Annotated in this window: 16 protein-coding genes; 9 read left to right on the forward strand and 7 right to left on the reverse strand. The window is 72.2% G+C overall.

All coding sequences use genetic code 11. The annotated features are described in order from the left end of the window. The first annotated feature begins 104 nt into the window (after positions 1-104). The 5 genes from ABZ693_RS23685 to ABZ693_RS23705 all read left to right on the forward strand — a co-directional run bounded on the left by ABZ693_RS23685 (position 105) and on the right by ABZ693_RS23705 (position 6025). Positions 105-866, forward strand: coding sequence for an isoprenyl transferase (locus tag ABZ693_RS23685; protein WP_359880632.1), 762 nt, complete (start codon positions 105-107; stop codon positions 864-866). 414 nt (positions 867-1280) lie between these two features. Then, positions 1281-2603 carry an RNA 5'-3' helicase PhoH2 gene (phoH2, locus tag ABZ693_RS23690; RefSeq protein ID WP_359880635.1) on the forward strand — a complete coding sequence of 441 codons (1323 nt, stop codon included), beginning with the start codon at positions 1281-1283 and terminating at the stop codon, positions 2601-2603. Between the two features lie 361 nt (positions 2604-2964). Next, the gene (locus ABZ693_RS23695; RefSeq protein ID WP_359880638.1) at positions 2965-3687 is read left to right on the forward strand and encodes an aggregation-promoting factor C-terminal-like domain-containing protein; all 723 of its coding nucleotides are present in this window, start codon (positions 2965-2967) and stop codon (positions 3685-3687) included. Between the two features lie 125 nt (positions 3688-3812). After that, the gene (locus ABZ693_RS23700; protein ID WP_359880640.1) at positions 3813-5330 is read left to right on the forward strand and encodes an AI-2E family transporter; all 1518 of its coding nucleotides are present in this window, start codon (positions 3813-3815) and stop codon (positions 5328-5330) included. Next, positions 5327-6025 carry a hypothetical protein gene (locus ABZ693_RS23705; RefSeq protein WP_359880643.1) on the forward strand — a complete coding sequence of 233 codons (699 nt, stop codon included), beginning with the start codon at positions 5327-5329 and terminating at the stop codon, positions 6023-6025. The genes ABZ693_RS23700 and ABZ693_RS23705 overlap by 4 nt, the downstream gene beginning before the upstream one ends. 92 nt (positions 6026-6117) lie before the next feature. Here the strand turns inward: ABZ693_RS23705 and ABZ693_RS23710 are convergent, their stop codons facing one another. Together ABZ693_RS23710 and ABZ693_RS23715 are read right to left on the reverse strand one after the other, a co-directional pair. After that, positions 6118-6651, reverse strand: a complete 534-nt coding sequence (locus ABZ693_RS23710; protein WP_359880646.1) for an alkyl hydroperoxide reductase — start codon at positions 6649-6651, stop codon at positions 6118-6120. Positions 6652-6653: 2 nt separating this feature from the next. Beyond that, positions 6654-7208 carry a peroxiredoxin gene (locus ABZ693_RS23715; protein ID WP_359880649.1) on the reverse strand — a complete coding sequence of 185 codons (555 nt, stop codon included), beginning with the start codon at positions 7206-7208 and terminating at the stop codon, positions 6654-6656. Between the two features lie 131 nt (positions 7209-7339). Here ABZ693_RS23715 and ABZ693_RS23720 point away from each other — a divergent pair, with 131 nt between their 5' ends. Then, the gene (locus ABZ693_RS23720; protein ID WP_359880652.1) at positions 7340-8290 is read left to right on the forward strand and encodes a LysR substrate-binding domain-containing protein; all 951 of its coding nucleotides are present in this window, start codon (positions 7340-7342) and stop codon (positions 8288-8290) included. A 45-nt stretch (positions 8291-8335) separates the two neighbouring features. Here the strand turns inward: ABZ693_RS23720 and ABZ693_RS23725 are convergent, their stop codons facing one another. Then, a complete protein-coding gene (locus tag ABZ693_RS23725) occupies positions 8336-10363 on the reverse strand; it encodes a flavin monoamine oxidase family protein (protein WP_359880654.1) in 2028 nt (675 codons plus the stop codon). Between the two features lie 88 nt (positions 10364-10451). Continuing rightward, the gene (locus ABZ693_RS23730; protein ID WP_359880657.1) at positions 10452-11063 is read right to left on the reverse strand and encodes a class I SAM-dependent methyltransferase; all 612 of its coding nucleotides are present in this window, start codon (positions 11061-11063) and stop codon (positions 10452-10454) included. 132 nt (positions 11064-11195) lie between these two features. On the opposite strand from ABZ693_RS23730, the gene ABZ693_RS23735 reads away from it, so the two are divergent. Together ABZ693_RS23735 and ABZ693_RS23740 are read left to right on the forward strand one after the other, a co-directional pair. Further along, positions 11196-12476, forward strand: coding sequence for a sensor histidine kinase (locus tag ABZ693_RS23735; protein ID WP_359880660.1), 1281 nt, complete (start codon positions 11196-11198; stop codon positions 12474-12476). Then, a complete protein-coding gene (locus ABZ693_RS23740) occupies positions 12473-13189 on the forward strand; it encodes a response regulator (RefSeq protein ID WP_359880663.1) in 717 nt (238 codons plus the stop codon). The genes ABZ693_RS23735 and ABZ693_RS23740 overlap by 4 nt, the downstream gene beginning before the upstream one ends. An 83-nt stretch (positions 13190-13272) precedes the next feature. Here the strand turns inward: ABZ693_RS23740 and ABZ693_RS23745 are convergent, their stop codons facing one another. From ABZ693_RS23745 to ABZ693_RS23755, 3 genes are read right to left on the reverse strand one after another with little or no spacing between them, the layout of a single operon-like run. Beyond that, positions 13273-15735, reverse strand: coding sequence for an FtsX-like permease family protein (locus tag ABZ693_RS23745; RefSeq protein ID WP_359880666.1), 2463 nt, complete (start codon positions 15733-15735; stop codon positions 13273-13275). Next, positions 15732-16415: an ABC transporter ATP-binding protein gene (locus ABZ693_RS23750; RefSeq protein ID WP_359880668.1), complete on the reverse strand. Its 684-nt coding sequence runs from the start codon at positions 16413-16415 to the stop codon at positions 15732-15734. Before ABZ693_RS23750 ends, ABZ693_RS23745 begins: the two co-directional genes overlap by 4 nt. Next, positions 16412-16936, reverse strand: coding sequence for a PadR family transcriptional regulator (locus ABZ693_RS23755; protein ID WP_359880671.1), 525 nt, complete (start codon positions 16934-16936; stop codon positions 16412-16414). Before ABZ693_RS23755 ends, ABZ693_RS23750 begins: the two co-directional genes overlap by 4 nt. A 274-nt stretch (positions 16937-17210) precedes the next feature. Here ABZ693_RS23755 and ABZ693_RS23760 point away from each other — a divergent pair, with 274 nt between their 5' ends. Then, entirely contained in the window at positions 17211-19430 is a 2220-nt protein-coding gene (locus tag ABZ693_RS23760; protein ID WP_359880674.1) for a transglycosylase domain-containing protein, read from the forward strand. Positions 19431-19551: the final 121 nt, after the last annotated feature.

Raw genomic sequence — 19551 nt, forward strand, 5'->3', positions numbered from 1 at the left:
TGCTTATCACGGACTTGTGACAGTCCCGGGCTGGGAGCCGGTCGCCGGTGCGCAGTAGTGTGGCGGCCTCGGGGGGCCGACGCTGCATGGAGGGGTAAAGAACAGTGAACCTGCGCGACCTGGTGTACGGGCTCTACGCACGCCGGGTGGAAGGCCGCCTCGACCACGCCCAGGTGCCCAAGCACATCGGAGTCATCCTCGACGGAAACCGACGCTGGGCCAAGGCCTCGGGCGGAACGCCGGAGCAGGGCCACAAGGCCGGCGCCGACAAGATCCAGGAACTGCTCGGCTGGTGCGCCGAGACCGACGTCGAGGTCGTGACGCTCTGGATGCTCTCCACCGACAACCTCAGCCGTCCCGAGGACCAGCTGGGCCCGCTGCTCACGATCATCGAGAACGCGGTCCGGGCGCTGGCCGCCGACGGCCGCTGGCGGGTCCACCACGTCGGCACCATGGATCTGTTGCCCGCGCGCACCCAGATGGTGCTGAAGGAGGCCGAGCAGGCCACCTTCGACAACCCGGGGATACTGGTGAACGTCGCCGTGGGCTACGGCGGCCGGCAGGAGATCGCGGACGCGGTCCGCTCGCTGCTCCTGGACCACGCGGAGCGCGGCACCAGCATCGAGGAGATCGCCGAGACCGTCGACATCGACGTCATCTCCGAGCACCTCTACACGCGCGGCCAGCCCGACCCGGACCTGGTGATCCGTACCAGCGGCGAGCAGCGGCTGTCCGGATTCATGCTGTGGCAGAGCGCTCATTCCGAGTACTACTTCTGCGAGGTCCACTGGCCGGCCTTCCGTAAGGTCGACTTCCTGCGCGCGCTGCGCGACTACGCCGCCCGGCACCGCCGCTTCGGCAACTGACGCTCCGCGTCCCCGGCGGGCGGTCCCCTCGCGCGAGTCGCCCCTTCGCGCGAGTCACCCCCCTCACCCCCGCCCCACCTCTCCCCACGCCTGCCGACACCCGGCCGTCCGGCCCCTTTTGTCCAGGCGTGCGCCACCCCCTGTTCATGAACCGGCCGTCATATGCCATGGCATGACGGCGTGTGTTCGAGGGCATATCCCTGGATGAAGCGAGCGGCACGGAGACCGCTCGCCCGGGAGGCCCTTTGCACCGGAACGACCGTGCGGGACACGCACGGACGAAGCGGGGGGCCGGTGTTCGGCCCGCGCAGCGTGGCCCGAGCCCGGTCCCATCCCGCCGCGACGTCGCCCGCGCAGCCGCGGAGCCGTCGCACCCGGACCCCACCGGGGTCCACTAAGGGGGTCTGTCCCACTGTGGTGACCAGCACTAAGCGGCGTCTGTCCGACCGGCGCACCTATGTTCTCGACACCAGCGTCCTGCTGGCCGACCCCAGCGCGATGTCCCGCTTCGAGGAGCACGAAGTCGTCCTGCCGATCGTCGTGGTGACCGAGCTGGAGGCGAAACGGCACCACCCGGAACTCGGTTACTTCGCGCGGCAGGCCCTGCGCCTCCTCGACGACTTCCGGGTCCGCTACGGGCGCCTCGACACCCCGCTCCCGATCGGCGACGTCGGCGGCACGCTGCGCGTCGAGCTCAACCACTCGGATCCCGGAGTGCTGCCGGCCGGCTACCGGCTCGGCGACAACGACTCCCGCATCCTCGCCGTCGCCCGCAACCTCCAGGCCGAGGGATACGACGTCACCGTCGTCTCCAAGGACCTGCCGCTGCGCATCAAGGCGTCCTCGGTCGGTCTGCTCGCCGAGGAGTACCGCGCGGAACTCGCCATCACCGAGTCCGGCTGGACCGGCATGACCGAGCTGGCGCTGCCCGCCGAGCAGATCGACCTCCTGTACGAGCAGGAGACCCTGCACGTCCCGGACGCCGTCGGACTGCCGGTGCACACCGGACTCGTCCTCAAGTCCGCGCGCGGCAAGGCCCTCGGCCGGGTCACGGCGGACGGCGACGTCCGGCTGGTACGGGGGGACCGCGAGGTCTTCGGCATCCGCGGCCGCAGCGCCGAGCAGCGCGTCGCGCTCGATCTGCTCCTCGACCCCGACGTCGGCATCGTCTCGATGGGCGGCCGGGCCGGCACCGGAAAGTCCGCGCTCGCGCTCTGCGCGGGCCTGGAGGCGGTCCTGGAGCGCCGTCAGCACCAGAAGGTGATGGTGTTCCGCCCGCTGTACGCGGTCGGCGGCCAGGACCTCGGCTATCTGCCGGGCACCGAGGCCGAGAAGATGAGCCCCTGGGCACAGGCGGTGTTCGACACCCTGTCCGCCGTGGCGGGCCGCGAGGTGATCGAGGAGGTGCTCGGCCGCGGGATGCTGGAGGTGCTGCCGCTCACCCACATCCGGGGCCGCTCGCTGCACGACGCCTTCGTCATCGTGGACGAGGCCCAGTCGCTGGAACGCAACGTCCTGCTGACCGTTCTGTCCCGGATCGGGGCGAACTCCCGGGTGGTGCTCACCCATGACGTCGCCCAGCGCGACAACCTGCGGGTCGGCCGGTACGACGGAGTCGTCGCCGTCGTCGAGAAGCTGAAGGGGCATCCGCTCTTCGCGCACGTGACCCTCACCCGGTCCGAGCGTTCGCCGATCGCCGCGCTCGTGACCGAAATGCTGGAGGACATCCAGATCTGACCCTGTACGCACTCCTGTTGGCGCCGCCCGGCGAAGCGCGAGAGCTTAGCCGGGCGGCGCCTCGCTGTCCGCACTTATGTCCAAAACCCGTACCCCCGCCCAGGTGTGACGTTAAACACGCAACACGGAATTGCCTTGCGGCCGCGCCGTCCGGCAAAGTCTTGCTTCCGTCAGGCCCCGCATACGGCACACGTGCACCCTCAGGGGTGCGGCACCACACAACTCAACAGCCGTTCGCCGTATGCCGCCCACAGATCCACGGGCCCGTGTCTCTTGTGACCCAGTTGAACGGAGACCAGCGCCAGGGGCACGATTTTCGCCCGCATGGTCACCTGCGCGGGTGATTGTGGAAGGAAACCGTGTGAGCCGGATCTCGGTCCGGGGATTCGCGGTGGCTTCGGCTACTGCGGTCACCACCGTCGGCGCAGTCGTAGGCGTTGCCTCGGGCAACGCGGCGCAGCCCGCGAACGACAACTTCGAGGCCACCGCGGCCGACACCACGCTGCTCGCGGACATCCCCGCGGGTGACCAGGCCCAGGTACAGGTCTCCACCCTCGCGGAGCAGGCCGACGTCCAGGCCGCCGCCGCCGACTCCCTCGCGCGCAAGTCCGCCGAGGAGGACGCCCGCGTCCAGGCCGCCAAGTCCGCCGAGGCCAAGAAGGCCGCCGCCGACAAGGCGGAGGAGGCCAAGAAGAAGGCCGAGAAGGCGGAGAAGGAGCGCAAGGAGGCCGAGGCGCGCGCCAGCCGCTCCTCGCTCCGCGACGCGACCAGCTTCGCCGCCCAGAGCTCGTACTCGGTCGCCCAGGTCCAGGCGATGGCCCGGCAGATGATCCCCGCCGACCAGTTCCAGTGCTTCAGCAACATCGTGAGCCACGAGTCCACCTGGAACTACCGCGCCGTCAACGCCTCTTCCGGCGCCTACGGTCTGGTCCAGGCCCTCCCCGGCTCGAAGATGTCCTCCGCGGGCGCCGACTGGCAGACCAACCCGGCCACCCAGATCAAGTGGGGCCTCAGCTACATGAACGGCCGTTACGGCAGCCCCTGCGGCGCCTGGCAGTTCTGGTCGGCCAACCACTGGTACTAGGCCGCCGCCCGGTCCCCGTACCGGCCCGCTCAACCTCACGCAGCCCCTCACCGTCCTGTCGGTGAGGGGCCACGCGTGTGCCCCAGGGTGTAGGTTCGGGGACCCGGAGGGGGAGAGGGAAGAGCATGTCGAGACTGCCCACATGGCTGCACCGGACGGGGGAGACCCTGACCCGGTTGGGCCGGCGACTGGACGAACGCCGGGCGCAGGCCGACCGCGACGACCCGCTCGGGCCGCCGTACGCTCTCGCCACTCCCGGCTCCGGCGCCGCACCCGGATCCGCCACATCCGCAGCCGTGTCCGCGCCCGGTCCCGCCCCCGAGCCGGCCCCGACCCCGGTCCCGGAGCCGGCCCCGGCCCCCGCGCCCGCCTTGGCGGTCCCCGCCGCGACCGGACCCACCGTCCTGCTCGACACGAAGCCGTCGGCGCCCGCGCAGGCGCCCGCTTCCGCGCCCGCGCCCGGATCGGTTCCCGCGCCCCCCGCGTACGCCCCCGCCGTCGCCGCCCGTCCCAACCCCGTCGACGCCGTCCCCTGGGGCATGCGTGTCGCCGGTGAGGTGGCCTGGCGGCTGCTCGTCCTCGCCGGCACCGTCTGGGTCCTGATGAAGGTCATCAGCTCCGTCCAGCTGGTCGTCCTCGCCTTCGTCGCCGCGCTCCTCATCACCGCCCTGCTCCAGCCGGTCGTGGCCCTGCTGCGCCGCAAGGGCATGCCCCGCGGTCTCGCCACCGCCGTCACCGCCGTCACCGGCTTCGTCGTGATGGGCCTGGTCGGCTGGTTCGTGGTCTGGCAGGTGATGGACAACATCGACAGCCTGTCCGACCGCGTCAAGGACGGCATCGAGGAACTCAAACGCTGGCTGCTCAACAGCCCGTTCCACGTCACCGAGCAGCAGATCAACGAGATCGCCAAGAACCTCAGCGACTCCATCGGCGCCAACGCCGAACAGATAACGTCCGCCGGTCTCCAGGGCGTCACCGTCATCGTCGAGGCCATGACGGGCATCCTGCTCGCCATGTTCTCCACCCTCTTCCTGCTCCACGACGGGAAGAAGGTCTGGGAGTGGATGCTGAAGCTGGTGCCCGCGCAGGCCCGGCCCGGTGTCGCGGGGGCCGGCCCGCGCGCCTGGCGCACTCTCACCTCGTACGTCCGGGGCACGGTCCTCGTCGCGTTCATCGACGCCGTCTTCATCGGCCTCGGGCTCTACTTCCTCGACGTGCCCATGGCGGTGCCGCTCGGCGTCTTCATCTTCCTCTTCGCGTTCATCCCGCTCGTCGGCGCCGTGATCTCCGGCGCCCTCGCGTGCGTGGTCGCGCTCGTCACCACCAACGTGTTCACCGCGCTGATGGTGCTCGTGGTCGTCCTCGCCGTGCAGCAGATCGAGGGCCACGTCCTCCAGCCGTTCATCCTGGGCCGCGCGGTCCGCGTCCATCCGCTGGCCGTCGTCCTCGCCGTCGCCGCGGGCGGCCTGACCGCCGGCATCGGCGGCGCCGTCGTCGCCGTCCCGCTGGTCGCCGTCACCAACACCGCCGTCGGCTACCTGCGCGCGTACAGCGCCGAACAGGCCCTGCGCGCCGCCCCCGAACCCCGCGGCGCCACGGCCCACGCCACCGCCCCGACGCCCACCCCCGGGACCGAGGCGTGATCTCCGAACCCGAACTCGTCGGCGGCACCGGCTTTCCGGACGGGCCCCCGCCCGGGCGGCAGGACCTCGCGGAGCCCCCGCCCCCGAAGCCGCCCCGGCCTCGCGCCCCCTGGCGGTGGGCGCTCGGCGGCGCGGCCGTCGCCTCGGCCCTGTGGGCCGGCGGGCTGTACGCGGCGTTCGGCACCGGCGACGAGATGCCCGACCTCGGCGGCTACCGGACGGACCGCGACCCGTGCGCGGTGGCCGAACTGGACGGACTCCGCGCCGCGCTCGGCCCCCGGGACGAGGATCCGCGGGAGCGGCACGAGCCGATGAAGGTGGTGCAGCCCGCACTCTTCCAATGGGAGTGCACCGTCACCCTCAAGGGGAAGACCGGCGCCTACCGGGTGAACATCAACTACGTGCTGCACCGCGTCACCGACCCCGGCCCCGAGTTCGAGGCCGTGCGGGAGGACCCGCAGCTGGGCGCCGGCGACCCGGTCGAGGGCATCGGCACGCGCGCGTACAGCGGTGGCGCTCTGGGAGAGGACAGCCTGTCCGTCCTGGATGGGCAGGCCGTGATCACCGTCATCGTGCAGGCGGACGACTACGACGAGACGGGCCTGCCGAAGGAGGGGCCGCGGCTGGATCCGGCCGCGCTGCGGACGTATCTCGTCGAGGACACCCGCCGGCTCATGGACGCCCTGAAGCAGTAGAGGCAGCGGCAGAGGCACGTGGGTACGGCGAAGGGCCCCGGGGTCGAAACCCCGGGGCCCTTCGTTTCCGGCCGTACGCCGTACGTCCGGTACTACTCGGCGAGAACCGCCTCGGCGTCCAGCGTCACGCCGACCGCCTGGATGACCGCGGCGATCTTCACGGCCTCCTGGATCGTCTCGCGCTCGACACCGGCCTTGCGCAGGACCTGCTCGTGCGAGTCCAGGCACTGGCCGCAGCCGTTGATCGCGGACACGGCCAGCGACCACAGCTCGAAGTCGACCTTCTCGACCCCCGGGTTGCCGATGACGTTCATCCGCAGACCGGCGCGCATCGTCCCGTACTCGGGGTCCGACAGCAGGTGCCGGGTCCGGTAGAAGACGTTGTTCATCGCCATGATCGCGGCGGCCGACTTGGCGGCCTGGTACGCCTCGGGCTTCAGGTTGGACTGGGCCTCGGGCTCCAGCTCCTTCAGCACCTTCGGCGAGCGGGAGGCGATCGCGCAGGCGAGCACCGTGCCCCACAGCTGCTGCTGCGGCAGCGTGCTGTTGCCGATCACCGAGCCGAGGTTGAGCTTGAGGTCCTTGGCGAAGTCCGGAACGGCGGCCTTCAGCTCATCGAGCGCCATGCTCACTCACCGGCCAGCAGGGCGCCGGCGTCGAGGGTGTCCTCGCCCTTGTTCCAGTTGCAGGGGCACAGCTCGTCCGTCTGCAGGGCGTCGAGGACCCGGAGGACCTCCTTCGGGTTACGGCCGACGGAACCGGCGGTCACCATGGTGAACTGGATCTCGTTGTTCGGGTCCACGATGAAGACGGCGCGCTGCGCGAAGCCGTCCTCGCCCTCGACGCCGCAGTCGCGCATGAGCTCGTGCTTCGAGTCGGCCAGCATCGGGAAGGGCAGGTCACGCAGGTCGGCGTGGTCCTTGCGCCAGGCGTGGTGGACGAACTCCGAGTCACCGGAAACGCCGAGGATCTGGGCGTCACGGTCGGCGAACTCGTCGTTCAGCTTGCCGAACGCGGCGATCTCGGTCGGGCAGACGAAGGTGAAGTCCTTGGGCCAGAAGAAGACGACGCGCCACTTGCCTTCGTAGGCCTTGTTGTCGATCTGCGCGAACTCCTTGCCGCTCTCCAGCGACACGCAGGCGGTCAGGTCGTACGAGGGGAACTTGTCACCGACAGTAAGCACGCGCACTCCTTGCAGCAGGAAGGGTCCCTTTTGGGGTCTTCCATGGGGGTTGGACGATGTCCAGCATTGCACGGAGTGCATTGATCAGTGAAATAGCTAGACTGGCTCGTGTTGATCGAAGGTGGTTATCAGTGATTCCGGTCCGGCGGGCGAAGCAGCCCAGTCTTTCCCAGCTCAGAGCGTTCGCGGCGGTCGCGGAGCATCTGCACTTCCGCGATGCCGCGGCATCCATCGGCATGAGCCAGCCCGCGCTCTCGGGCGCGGTGTCCGCGCTGGAGGAGGCACTGGGTGTCCAGCTCCTTGAGCGTACGACGAGAAAGGTGCTGCTCTCGCCCGCCGGGGAACGCCTCGCGGTGCGGGCGCACGCGGTGCTCGACGCGGTGGGAGAGCTGCTGGAGGAGGCGGAGGCGGTACGGGCGCCGTTCACCGGGGTGCTGCGGCTCGGCGTGATCCCCACGGTCGCGCCGTATCTGCTGCCGACCGTGCTCCGGCTCGTCCACGACCGCTATCCGGAGCTCGACCTCCAGGTGCACGAGGAGCAGACCTCCTCGCTGCTCGACGGTCTCGCGGCCGGGCGGCTCGACCTGCTGCTGCTCGCGGTGCCGCTCGGGGCCCCCGGGGTGACCGAACTCCCGCTGTTCGACGAGGACTTCGTGCTCGTGGCGCCGGACGGACACCCGCTGGCCGGGCGCACGGACATCCCGCGCGAGGCGCTGCGCGAGCTGAAGCTGCTGCTGCTCGACGAGGGGCACTGTCTGCGCGACCAGGCGCTCGACGTCTGCCGGGAGGCGGGCCGGGCCGAGGGCGCGCCGGTGACCACGACCGCGGCCGGTCTGTCGACGCTGGTGCAGCTGGTCGCGGGCGGGCTCGGGGTGACCCTGCTGCCGCGTACCGCCGTGACGGTGGAGACCGCCCGTAACGCCGCCCTGTGCACCGGGGACTTCGCCGCGCCCGCGCCGTCGCGCCGGGTCGCGCTCGCGATGCGGACGGGGGCGGCCCGCCAGGCCGAGTTCGAGGCCCTGGCGGGCTCGCTCCGGGAGGCGATGGCCGGGCTCCCGGTCCGGATGGTGGAGCCGGAGTAGTCGAACGGGGCGGGGTCCACCCGCCCCGGACGCACCGGCGCGGGGTCAGCCCGTGTGCACGGCGAGCGCGGTGCGGACCGCGGATTCCAGCGCGCCCTCGATCCACGCCGGCTTGATGGAGGTGTGGTCGCCCGCGAAGTGCAGCGGGCCCTCCGAGGTGGGGACGTCCGGGAACAGCTCGGTGTGCTGGCCGGGCAGCAGGACGGACGCCTCCCCGTACGCGTAGTGGTCGCGCATCCACGACTGGGTGCGGCCCTTGCCGGTGAAGAACACCTCGCAGCGGCGGCCGAACACGGCCTGCACCCCGGCGAGCGCGCGCAGATAGCGCTCCTCGTCGGCGTACGCGTCCCACTTCAGGGCGTCGTCGGCCCAGCTGTACGAGGCGAGCAGGATGCCGCCGTCGCTGCCCTCCATCGGGTGGGCGTGCTCGAAGTACATGAAGCGGTTGGCGTTGTCGCTGACCGAGCCGCCGCCGCGGACGTGCGCCGCCTCGGGGTCGCGGCCCGCCGCGGGGCGGAAGGCGCCGAAGCAGTGCCGGTACGTGTCGGTGAGGCGGACGCCGAGCCTGCCGACGGACGCGTGGGCCCCGAGGTGGCGGCCGTCGGGGACGCGGCCGTCGCGGTAGCGCGCGTACAGGCCGGGCTGGATGGAGTCCAGGGCCTTCTTCCACTGGTCCTCGGTGAACTCCCACCAGCGCTGGGAGAATTCGAGCAGCACCTTGGTGGCGGCGTCGTAGTGCAGCTCGGTGACGGCGCGGCGCTTGCCGTACGACAGTGGCGGGTCGAACGCGACGTGGCGCAGGCCGGAGAACGGCACCGTGATGATCGCCTCGTCGCCCTCGAAGACCTCGGTCTCGCCCCCGTCGCCCGTCTGGCACTTCTCCGAGACGGTGTGCACGCGGACCTTGGAACCCTGGCGTTCGACGCGCACGGCCCGCCGGTCCAGGCGGACCTTGCTCTTCACGGGCGTGTAGAGGGCGTCGACGAACTTCGCGGTACCGCCCTTGATCTCCCAGAACTTCGTCTTCGGGTCGATCAGCGCGGCGGACAGGAAGCTGTGCACGAAGGACAGGTGCAGCCGGGAGGTCAGGTTCTGGATCGTGCCGACCAGGTCCAGGGTGCGGGTGTCGAGTCCGGCGACCTCGGTGAGGAAGCGGTACATCGAGAAGTGGCCGTAGCGGCGCAGGACTTCGGCCCAGCCCTCGACGAGGGCGGAGCCCTCCTTGCCGCGTACGAGGAGGTGGGCGGGTTCCAGGGCCTCGGCGAGGATGGCGGCGGCGGTACGGGTGCGGTGCCGGGCGGGTACGCCGAAGGTGGCGTTGATCCGCTCCGGGTTCTTCTCGTAGTCGGCGCGCCGCATGTGGACGCCGTTGACGTGGATCCAGGTGCGGTTGGCGCGCTTGGACGGGTCCTTCACGTCCACGTCCACCAGCAGGAACTCCTGGCGGGGCAGCTTGTGGGTGTCGAGGAGGGCCATGAGCAGCGGGTGGCTGTCGGGCAGCCGCATGGCGCCGGCCTCGGCGTACTGGCGGGGGTCGGCGAAGGGCTGCCGGCCCTTCTCGTGGCCGCCCTTGCGGAAGGTCTTGATCCGGCCGCCGACGCGGTTGCCGTTGGCCTCGATGACGACGACGTCGTGGCCCGCGCGCTTGAGCAGGTCGGCGGCGAGCAGACCGGCCGGTCCGGCGCCGATCACCAGGATGCGCTTGGTGGGGCGGCCGCGGCCGGCGGGCAGACCGTCGCGCAGGATCTTCACGTAGCGGGGGACGAGGGGCCGGTCGTGCGCGTCGTGCACGGTGATGGCGCGGGCCACCGTCGTGTACGCGCGCGGGTCGGTGCCGGGTGGCGCCGCGGCGGGTGAGGTCGGGGCCGCCGGAGCCGTCGAGGGCGCGGCGGCGGGGGAGGGGGCGGGCGTGGCGGCCGGGCCGAGGGCGCCGGCCGGCGCGGCGGTGACCGCGAGGGTCGCGGCGGCGAGGGCCGAGGCGCCGGTCGCGGTGACCACGGCGCGCCGCGACGGAGGCGTGCCGGGGGCGCTCGGCGTGGCCGGGTCCGGGGAGTTCATGTGATCGGTGCTCATCGCACGTCACTCTTGGCAGATGAGCACCCTGGCGCCAGCGCATTCACTCGGACGGGTCGGCAAACCACCCGTCCGGTGAACGCGCGCGTCACCCCGCTGACTTGCGCACGGCGCGGTGTACGAAGGCGGGCGGGAGATTCGGCCAGACCACCGGCGAGCGCTCCACGCGCTCGAACCGGCGGGCCAGTTCGGCGGTGAAGTGCCGGGCCGGGGGCGTCCAGGCGGCGTGCAGATACGCGAAGGTGGTGAACCGGCCGCCGGGCGCGAGGACGTCGGTCACGGCGTCCAGGGCGCGCCCGCGCAGCTCCCGCGGCATGACCGTCCACGGCAGCCCGGAGACCACCGCGTCGACCGGCCCGAGGCCCGCCACGTCCGCTGTCGCTTCCGCCGCCAGGCCCGCCATCAGGGCGGCGAGATCGGCGGCCGAACCCTGGACGACGGTCAGCCGCGGGTCGCGCCGGGTGCCCGAGAGCCGGGCCGCGAGCACCGGGTTGAGCTCGACCGCGACGAGCCGGGCGCCGGGCCCGAGCCGGTCCAGGACGGCGTCCGTGAACACCCCGGTCCCCGGCCCGAGTTCGACGACCGTACGGGCCCGCTCCAGCCCGATGCCCTCCGTCATCGCGTACGCGAGGCGCCGTGAACTGGCCGCTATGGCCCCGGTCGTGCGGGGCCTCCTGAGGAACTCCGTGGCGATCGACATGCCGGCCATGCTGGAAGCGGCGCGCGTCGCCGCACGTCGTCTCCGCGGCCGGTGCGGGTACGACCGTGGGAGGACCCGGAGGAGCCCCGCGGGACGATGTACGCGCGCGTGCCCCGCCCGTAGCGTGAACGGGTGCGCCGTCTGATGGAGACCCTCCCTCGCTTACGGCGCGGCCACCCGTGGCTGACCGACGTCCTGGTGGTCGTGCTGGTGGCCGTGCCCCCGGCGATCCGCCCGCAGCCGGGCTGGCGGCCCGTCTGGGCGCAGATCTGCGTGTACGCGGCCCTCGTGCTGCCCCTGTGGTGGCGCCGCCGCCGGCCGGTGCTCGTCGCGGCCCTGGTGACGGCGGCGTTCTGGGCGCAGTACCTCGGGCACATCTGGGGCCAGGAGCCGGGCCGCGGCGCCGTCGCCCTGGCCGCCGTCCTCGCCACCCTCACGGTGCGCGGACTGCGCCGGGCCGCCGCGGCCACGGTCGGCGCCGCCGTCTGCGTCCTGCTGTGGATCCCGGCGTGGCAGCGGGACTACGCGGGATCGGGCGCCCGCGGGGCCTGGCTCACCCCGCTCGCGGTGGGGCTGCTGCTCGCCGGGGCCTGGGTGTCCGGCGAGTACGTCCGCGCCCGGCGCGCGTACATCGCCGAGTTCGAACGGCGGGTCGCCCTGGCCGAGTCGGAGCGTCTGGCCCTCGCCCGGGTCGCCGTCGCCGAGGAACGGGCACGCATCGCCCGCGAGATCCACGACGTCCTCGCGCACAGCGTGAGCGTCATGGTGCTGAACGCCGAGGGCGGCCGGCTGATGCGGCAGGCCGACCCCGCCGTCGTCGACCGCGTCCTCGGCGTCATCAGCGCGACCGGCCGCGAGGCCCTGGGCGAGCTGCGCCGGCTCCTCGAAGTGCTGCGGACGCCCGTCGCGGACGACGGACCCGGCCCCGCTTCCCTCGCGGACGGACTACGCCGGCTGGTCGGACGGCTCGACCCGGACGGCACGCGGGCCCGCCTCGACCTGCGTGGGGAGCCGGACGGGCTGCCGGCGGACCTCGCCGCCCAGACGTACCGCATCGTGCAGGAGGCGCTCACCAACATCGTCAAGCACGCGCCGCCGGACGCCGCGATCCACGTCCGCGTCGACACCGGGGCGCGGGGGCCCGGGCGGCTGGTCCGCGTCCGGGTGGAGAACGCGGCCGGGACCGGCGGGGCAGCCGCCCTGGAACCCCCGCTGTCCTCCTCCGGGCGCGGACTCGCCGGCATGCGCGAACGCGCCGCCCTGCACGGCGGGAGCGTCGACGCCGGACCCACGCCCGACGGCGGCTACCGCGTCACCGCCACCCTGCGCCCCACCGGCCCCGGCCCGGACTCCGCGCCTGAACCCGATGCCGGGACCGGCCCCGATCCCGATGCTCCGGCGGTGGCCCCATGACCAGTCCGCCTCCGCCCCCGTCCCCGTTCTCGCCGCCGCCCTCGCACCCCGCCCGGGTGCTGATCTGCGACGACCAGGAACTGATCCGGATGGGGCTGCGCATGGTCGTCGACAGCCAGCCCGACCTCACGGTGGTGGGCGAGGCCGCCGACGGCGACGCGGCCGTCGCGGCGGTGGCCGCCTTGCGGCCGGACCTCGTCCTGATGGACGTCCGGATGCCCGGCAGGGACGGGATCGCCGCGACCGAGCAGCTGTGCGCGCGGCCCGACCCGCCCCGGATCCTCGTTGTCACGACCTTCGACCTCGACGCGTACGCGTACGGGGCGCTGCGGGCCGGCGCGAACGGCTTCCTCGTCAAGGACGCCCCCGCCGAGGAGATCCTGGTGACCGTCCGCGCGGTCCTGCGCGGCGAGGTCATGGTGGGGCCCGCGCTGACCCGGCGGCTGGTCGAGCGCTTCGTCCGGCACTCCGCCGGGGCCGCGGCCACGCCCGCCCGGCGCGACCGGCTCGCGGCGCTCACCGAACGGGAACGGGACGTCCTCGCCCTGGTCGCGCGGGGGTTGTCCAACGGCGAGATCGCCGGCCGGCTCTTCGTCGGGGAGACGACGGTCAAGACCCACCTCGGCCGCGTCCTGACGAAACTCGGGCTCCGGGACCGCGTCCACGCGGTGATCTTCGCGTACGAGAGCGGGCTGGTACGGGTCGGGGACTGAGCGACGCCCCCCGACGCCCCTCAGCCCCCGTTCCGCCCAGCCCGTGTCAGGTCACGCGGTCACACAGTCACACGGTCACGCGCTCACTCGGTCCGCAGCCCGTCGGCCCGCATCAGCCGCCACAGCACCGGCAGGCTCAGCAGCGTGACCAGCGCGATCAGCCCCGCCCCGACCCCGGCGACGGGCAGGAACACGAACCAGTCCTCGACCTGCTTGCCGATCATCCGCAGCAGTACGAGGCCGAGCCCGAGCCCGCCGATCACGGACAGGGCGAGGCCGAGCGCGATCGGCACGGCCGTCTGCCACAGCACCGACCAGCCGAGGGTGGCCCGCCGGGTGCCGAAGGCGACCAGGGTGGACAACAGCCGCTTGCGGTCGCGCAGTTGCTCCAGGGTGGTGACCAGGAGCGAGACGGCGACCAGCAACATGGTGAGGGTGGCGCCGACCAGGATGCCGGTGCGGACGCTGCTGAACTGCGCGTCACGCTCGACGTCCTGCAGGGTCCGCACGCGGGTCGTCGGATCGAGCCCGGCGACCGTGTTGCGCACGTACTCCTCCGCGTCCTTCACCGCCGGGTCGATCTGCACCATGGCTCCGGCCCGGGGACCGTCGAGCCGGGTGGCGTCGAGCGCCTTCGGGGTGGCGAGCACGCCGAACTGGAACTGACCCATGGGATCGCGCCGGGAGTCCACGGTGCGCGCCGAGTCCGGGACGCGCCAGGTCGGCAGCGCCCCGTCCTTGTGCGTCATCGGGTCGCGCAGCGCGACGGTCGCGCCGGGCTTGGCGGTCTTCGTGACCCAGTCGTCCTCCGGGCCCTCCTTGCCGTGGGCGAGGGCGATGAAGACGTCGCCGTCGGTGCAGGACGGCAGCTTGGCGAGCTCCCGCAGGGAGGCGCAGTCGCCGACCGAGACGGAGGTGATGGGCCCGAAGTCCATGCCCTTGTCGGGCCGGCCGGGCCGCCACAGGCTGGACTCGATGGTGCCGATGACCCCGCCGACGCCCCGGGTGCCGGTGAGGGCGGTGATGGCGCGGCGCGCCTCGTCGCCGTTCGTCGCACTGACCGTGGTCTGGAGCTGGGCGCGCGCCGTGTCCATGTTGGTGGGCCGCATGAAGTCGTTCTGGATGGCCTGGAACAGCATCTGGAGCGCGATCGCCCCGGCCGCCGCCGCGACGATGCCGCTGACCGTACGGGCCGCGGTGCCGCTGCTGAGCTGGAGCCGGCGGGTGGCCAGCTGCCAGGCGACCGGGCCGCCGTGCAGCCGTTTCACCAGGGCTTCCACCAGCCAGGGCAGCAGCGTGGTGAGCCCGATGAGGACGAGTGTGGCGCCGGTGGTGACGCCCGCGGTGTGCAGGGTGTCCTCGCCGGCGTCGACGCCGCGGAGGCTCGCTACGAGCACGCCGGCGCCGGCCAGGAGGAGCAGCAGCCGCCACAGCAGCCGGCGCGGCCGGGGCGTCGCGGTACGGACGACGCCGAGCGGTTCGATGGCGACGCCGCGCAGCGCGAACAGGCTGACCACGACGGCCGCGACGGGTATGGCGGCGACGATCAGGACGGCGAGCCAGGGCACCGGGAGGACGTCCGACGGGAAGGCGTTGACGTCCCAGATCTCGAAGGTGCCCGCGAACTGCCGGCCCACCGCGAAGAAGCCGACGCCGGCCGCGAGCCCGAGCAGCGCGCCCGCGAGCGACTCGCCGGCCGCGATCCGGCGGGTCATGGCGGTGTCCGCGCCGACCAGGCGGAGCGCGGCGAGCCGCCGGTCGCGCTGCTCGCCGCCGAAGCGGACGGCGGTCGCGACGAAGACGAGGACCGGGAGGAGCAGGACGACGCAGGCCATGACGACGAGCAGGAGCAGGACCGCGTTCATCGGCTCCCCGGGCACCGACCAGCCGTACGTCCGGCCGCGGCCGTCGTAGTTGTCGGTGGTGAGGAAGTCCGCGCCCGCGACGTAGCGCAGTTCGGCGGGGCCGATCAGTCCCGCCTGGCCGATCGTGCCGGCGACCTTGTACGGCAGGCGTTTCTTGAGCAGCGCGCCCTCGGGGGAGGCGAGCAGCTCGCCGAGGGCGGGGGAGACCAGCATCGTGCCGTTCGCGGGGACGCGGTCGGAGCCCGGCGGCACGGCGGCCTTCGGGCCTTCGGGGCGCAGCAGCAGTCCGGTGACGGTGTCGCCGCGGTAGAGGGTGTCGGTACGGAGATAGAGGAACGTGTCCGGACCGGGCTTGGCGACCTCGTAGCTGGCGTCGGGCTGCCGCTCGGACTCCCGTACCTCGCGCTGGAACAGCATGCTCGGCAGCGACGCGGCGATCAGCAGCAGGGCCACGCCGAGGCCGACGCCGACCGCGGTCAGTACGGTGCGGAGCCAGCCGCGGCGCCCGCCGGTGACGGCGAAGCGGGTGCCGAGCGCCAGGTCGCGGGCCCAGACCCGGGGGCCGGAGCCCGGGACGCGGCGCCCCTCGCCGGCGGCTGCGGGATCGGCCGTACGGTCGTCGTGGTCGCCGTGGGCTTCGGGGTCCTCGTGTTTCTCGCGGTCCTCGCTCAGGACGCTCATGCCGCCCACTCCGTGTCCCGTACGGAGCCGTCGCGGACCACGATCTCGCGGTCGGAGTACGCGGCGACCCGGGCCTCGTGGGTGACCAGGACGACGGCGGCGCCGGTGTCCCGGGAGGCGTCGGTGAGCAGCGCCATGACCCGCTCGCCGTTGAGCGAGTCGAGCGCGCCGGTCGGCTCGTCGGCGAAGATCACGCGCGGGGCGGTGACGAGCGCGCGGGCCACGGCGACCCGCTGGCCCTGGCCGCCGGATATCTCGCCGGGGCGCTTGCCGGCCACGTCCTCGACCTCGAGCCGGGCCAGCCACTCCCGGGCCCGCAGCTCGGCCTCCTTGCGCCGCGTGCCGTTCAGGCGCAGCGGCAGGGCGACGTTCTCCACGCAGGTCAGCTCGGGCACGAGCTGGCCGAACTGGAAGACGAAGCCGAAGTCGGAGCGGCGCAGGGCGCTGCGCTGCGCGTCGCTCATGGCGGTCAGCTCGCGACCGTCGTAATGGATGGTGCCGCCGTCGGGGCGGACGATGCCGGCCAGGCAGTGCAGCAGGGTGGACTTGCCGGAGCCGGAGGGGCCCATCACGGCGACGACCTCCCCGGCGCGCAGCGAGAAGTCGGCGCCGGCGAGGGCCGGGGTCGGGCCGTACGCCTTGTCGATCCCGCGGGCGGAGAGCAGGGGCGCGTCGGTCATCGGCGGATCTCCTCGGCGAGCCGGCCGAGCCGGGCGGCGGTCAGTTCCAGCCAGCGCAGATCGGCTTCCAGATGGAACAGAGCGTGGTCGCAGATCAGCTGGTCGGCCAGGTCGCCGTCCTTCTTGCGGCGGGTGAGCTCGCGCATCAGGCGCAGGTGCTCGGCGCGCTGCACGTCCAGGATCTCGGCGGCGCCGCGGCCGGTCAGGAGGGCGAGGACGACCTTGGTGTAGAGCGTGGACTGGAGGTACGGCTCGGGCTTCTCGGGCGTCGCGAGCCACTGCTCGACGTCCGTGATGCCGGCTTCGGTGATGGCGTACCGCTTGCGTTCGGGGCCGCCGCCGGACTCGATGCCGTCGACCTCCACGAGGCCGTTCTTCAGCAGCCGGGACATGGTCGAGTAGACCTGTCCGTAGTGCAGGGGACGGTCGTGGCCGAAGCGCTCGTCGAAGGCGCGCTTGAGGTCGTAACCGTGGCGCGGACCGGACTCCAGGAGCCCGAGAAGGGTGTGACCGATGGACATGTTCGTCACTGTACAGGGGGTGTATACACGCAATGCATAGTGGCCGGTTCCCTCCACCCGAAGGGGGTACCGCCGAGCCCGCCCTCGCTCGTACGCGTGATCGATAGAGGTTTGTGAGCGGAGGCACACAACCATCCCGCCGTCTGGAGCGTCGGTTCCGTCAGGGGTGGGTGCTGATTCTCACGCCCGGAAAAGCCGGATCGATCGCCCTTTGTCGTATTGGGCGGTGTTAGCTTTCTGAGCTGATTCGACGACGAGCGGAGCGAACGAGGACATGGGCCAAAGCACGAGCACAGGCGGCAAGAGCCGCATACGCCGCCTGTTCACCTGGAAGAAGCTCCTGGGCACCTTCCTCGTGACCTGCCTGCTTGTCCTGGGCGCGTGCTACGTGCTCTATCTGATGGTCCCGGTCCCCACCGCCAACGCGGACGCGACGCTCCAGAGCAACGTCTACAAGTACTCCAACGGCAAGGTCCTGGCCCGCACGGGCAAGGTCAACCGGGAGATCGTGGGCCTCGACAAGGTCCCGCTCCCCGTCCAGCGGACGTTCGTCGCGGCCGAGAACAAGTCGTTCTACGACGACAACGGCGTCGACATCATGGGCACCGCCCGCGCCGCCTGGAACACCGTCAGCGGCAAGGGCAAGCAGGGTGGATCGACGATCACCCAGCAGTACGTCAAGAACTACTACCTGAGCCAGGACCAGACGGCCACGCGCAAGCTCAAGGAAATGGTCATCGCCATCAAGGTCGACCAGCGCATGGGCAAGAGCGAGATCCTGGCCGGCTACATCAACACCAGCTACTACGGCCGCAACGCCTACGGCATCCAGGCCGCCGCCCAGGCGTACTACGGCGTCGACGCGAGCCAGCTGACCGTCGCCCAGGGCGCGTACCTCGCCGCCGTCCTCCAGGCCCCCAGCCAGTACGACTGGGCCATCGCCGGGCCGAAGGGCCGCGAGGCCGTCGAGAACCGCTGGAACTACGTCCTCAACAACATGGTCGGCGAGGGCTGGCTGGACGCCACGACCCGGGACGGCCTGAAGTTCCCGGTCCCGCAGAAGCCCAAGCCCCCGAAGGGCCTGAGCGGCCAGAGCGGTTACATCGTCGAGGCCGCCAACCAGGAGCTCATGCGCCAGGGCGTCAGCGAGGAGGATCTGAAGGCCGGCGGCTGGACGATCACCCTCAACATCGACGAGAAGAAGCAGAAGTCCCTCGTCGCCGCGGTCGACAAGCAGCTGGAGTCCCAGCTCGACCGCGAGAACAGCAAGCGGGCCGCCACCGTCCAGGCCGGCGCCACCTCCGTCGACGCGAAGACCGGCGCGGTCGTCGCGATGTACGGCGGCATCGGCGCCACCGAGCACTGGACGAACAACGCCACCCGGCGCGACTACCAGCCCGCCTCGACGTACAAGCCGATCGTGCTCGCCTCGGCCATCGACAACAACGCCGAGACCCAGGACGGCCGCAAGATCGGCCTGAACACGATCTACGACGGCACCAGCAAGCGCCCCGTCGTCGGCAGCGACATCCCGTTCAACCCGGAGAACGAGGACAACCAGAGCTACGGCCCGATCACCGTCCAGAAGGCCACCAACAGCTCTGTCAACTCGGTCTACGCCCAGATGATCGTCGACGTCGGCCCGGCCAAGACCAAGAAGACCGGCCTGGCCCTCGGCGTGAAGGACGGCGCCGACTTCGTCCCCACCCCGTCGCAGTCGCTCGGCGTCATGAACGCCTCGACCCTCGACATGGCGGGCGCCTACGCGACCCTCGCCCACCACGGCGTCAAGGTCACCCCGAGCCTGGTGAAGTCCGCCGAGCACAAGGACCGCACGGCCCGCCTGTCCGACCCGATCGGTGACCGGGTCATCAGCCGCGAGGCCGCCGACACCACCACCCGGGCCATGCAGGGCGTCGTCCAGGCCGGCTCCGGCGTCCGCGCCGCCGGCCCGTACCAGGCCGCCGGCAAGACCGGTACCTCCGAGAACAACCGCTCGGCCTGGTTCGTCGGCTACACCCCCGAGCTCGTCACCGCGGTCGGCCTGTTCGGCGAGGCCCCCGACGGCGGCAAGCAGCTCACCCTCACCGACGCGATCAACCCCGGCCGCGCCAACGGTGGCAAGCTCCCCGCCCAGATCTGGGGCGCCTACACCACCGCCGCGCTCGGCGGCGGCTCCAACGCGGCCTTCGACCTGGAGACGTTCGCCGGCTCCGGCGGCGGCTCCGGCGACGTCAGCCCGACGCCCAGCCGGACCACCGAGTCGCCCGACCCGACGACCAGCCCCAGCGACGAGCCGACCACCCCGACCCCGCCGCCCACCTCGACGGCGACCACCCCGCCGGAGCCGCCGGACTCGACGGCGACCACCCCGGTGGAGCCGTCGACCGACCCGACGGTGCCGCCCGCGACGACCGGGCCGACGAACCCGGGCGGCCCGGGCAACGTCAAGCCCGGCAACCCCGGTACCAACAACCTCCTGCCGGCCGGATAGGCCCGGACAGGCCCGGATCGGCACCCCGCGTACGAAAGGCGGCGGCCGGACCCTCACCAGGGCCACGGTCTACTCCGACCGGCCGGCGATGGCCCGGGCGGCGGTGGACCTGGTGCTCGAC

Source organism: Streptomyces laurentii (assembly GCF_040635425.1).
GTDB lineage: Bacteria > Actinomycetota > Actinomycetes > Streptomycetales > Streptomycetaceae > Streptomyces > Streptomyces laurentii.

What these genes read in the sequence shown, in the direction of transcription:
- ABZ693_RS23700 (WP_359880640.1), top strand. Translation starts at nt 3,813, where the DNA reads ATGTCGAGACTGCCCACATGGCTGCACCGGACGGGGGAGACCCTGACC.
- ABZ693_RS23710 (WP_359880646.1), bottom strand. Translation starts at nt 6,651, where the DNA reads ATGGCGCTCGATGAGCTGAAGGCCGCCGTTCCGGACTTCGCCAAGGAC.
- ABZ693_RS23725 (WP_359880654.1), bottom strand. Translation starts at nt 10,363, where the DNA reads ATGAGCACCGATCACATGAACTCCCCGGACCCGGCCACGCCGAGCGCC.
- ABZ693_RS23730 (WP_359880657.1), bottom strand. Translation starts at nt 11,063, where the DNA reads ATGTCGATCGCCACGGAGTTCCTCAGGAGGCCCCGCACGACCGGGGCC.
- ABZ693_RS23740 (WP_359880663.1), top strand. Translation starts at nt 12,473, where the DNA reads ATGACCAGTCCGCCTCCGCCCCCGTCCCCGTTCTCGCCGCCGCCCTCG.
- ABZ693_RS23745 (WP_359880666.1), bottom strand. Translation starts at nt 15,735, where the DNA reads ATGAGCGTCCTGAGCGAGGACCGCGAGAAACACGAGGACCCCGAAGCC.
- ABZ693_RS23750 (WP_359880668.1), bottom strand. Translation starts at nt 16,415, where the DNA reads ATGACCGACGCGCCCCTGCTCTCCGCCCGCGGGATCGACAAGGCGTAC.
- ABZ693_RS23755 (WP_359880671.1), bottom strand. Translation starts at nt 16,936, where the DNA reads ATGTCCATCGGTCACACCCTTCTCGGGCTCCTGGAGTCCGGTCCGCGC.
- ABZ693_RS23760 (WP_359880674.1), top strand. Translation starts at nt 17,211, where the DNA reads ATGGGCCAAAGCACGAGCACAGGCGGCAAGAGCCGCATACGCCGCCTG.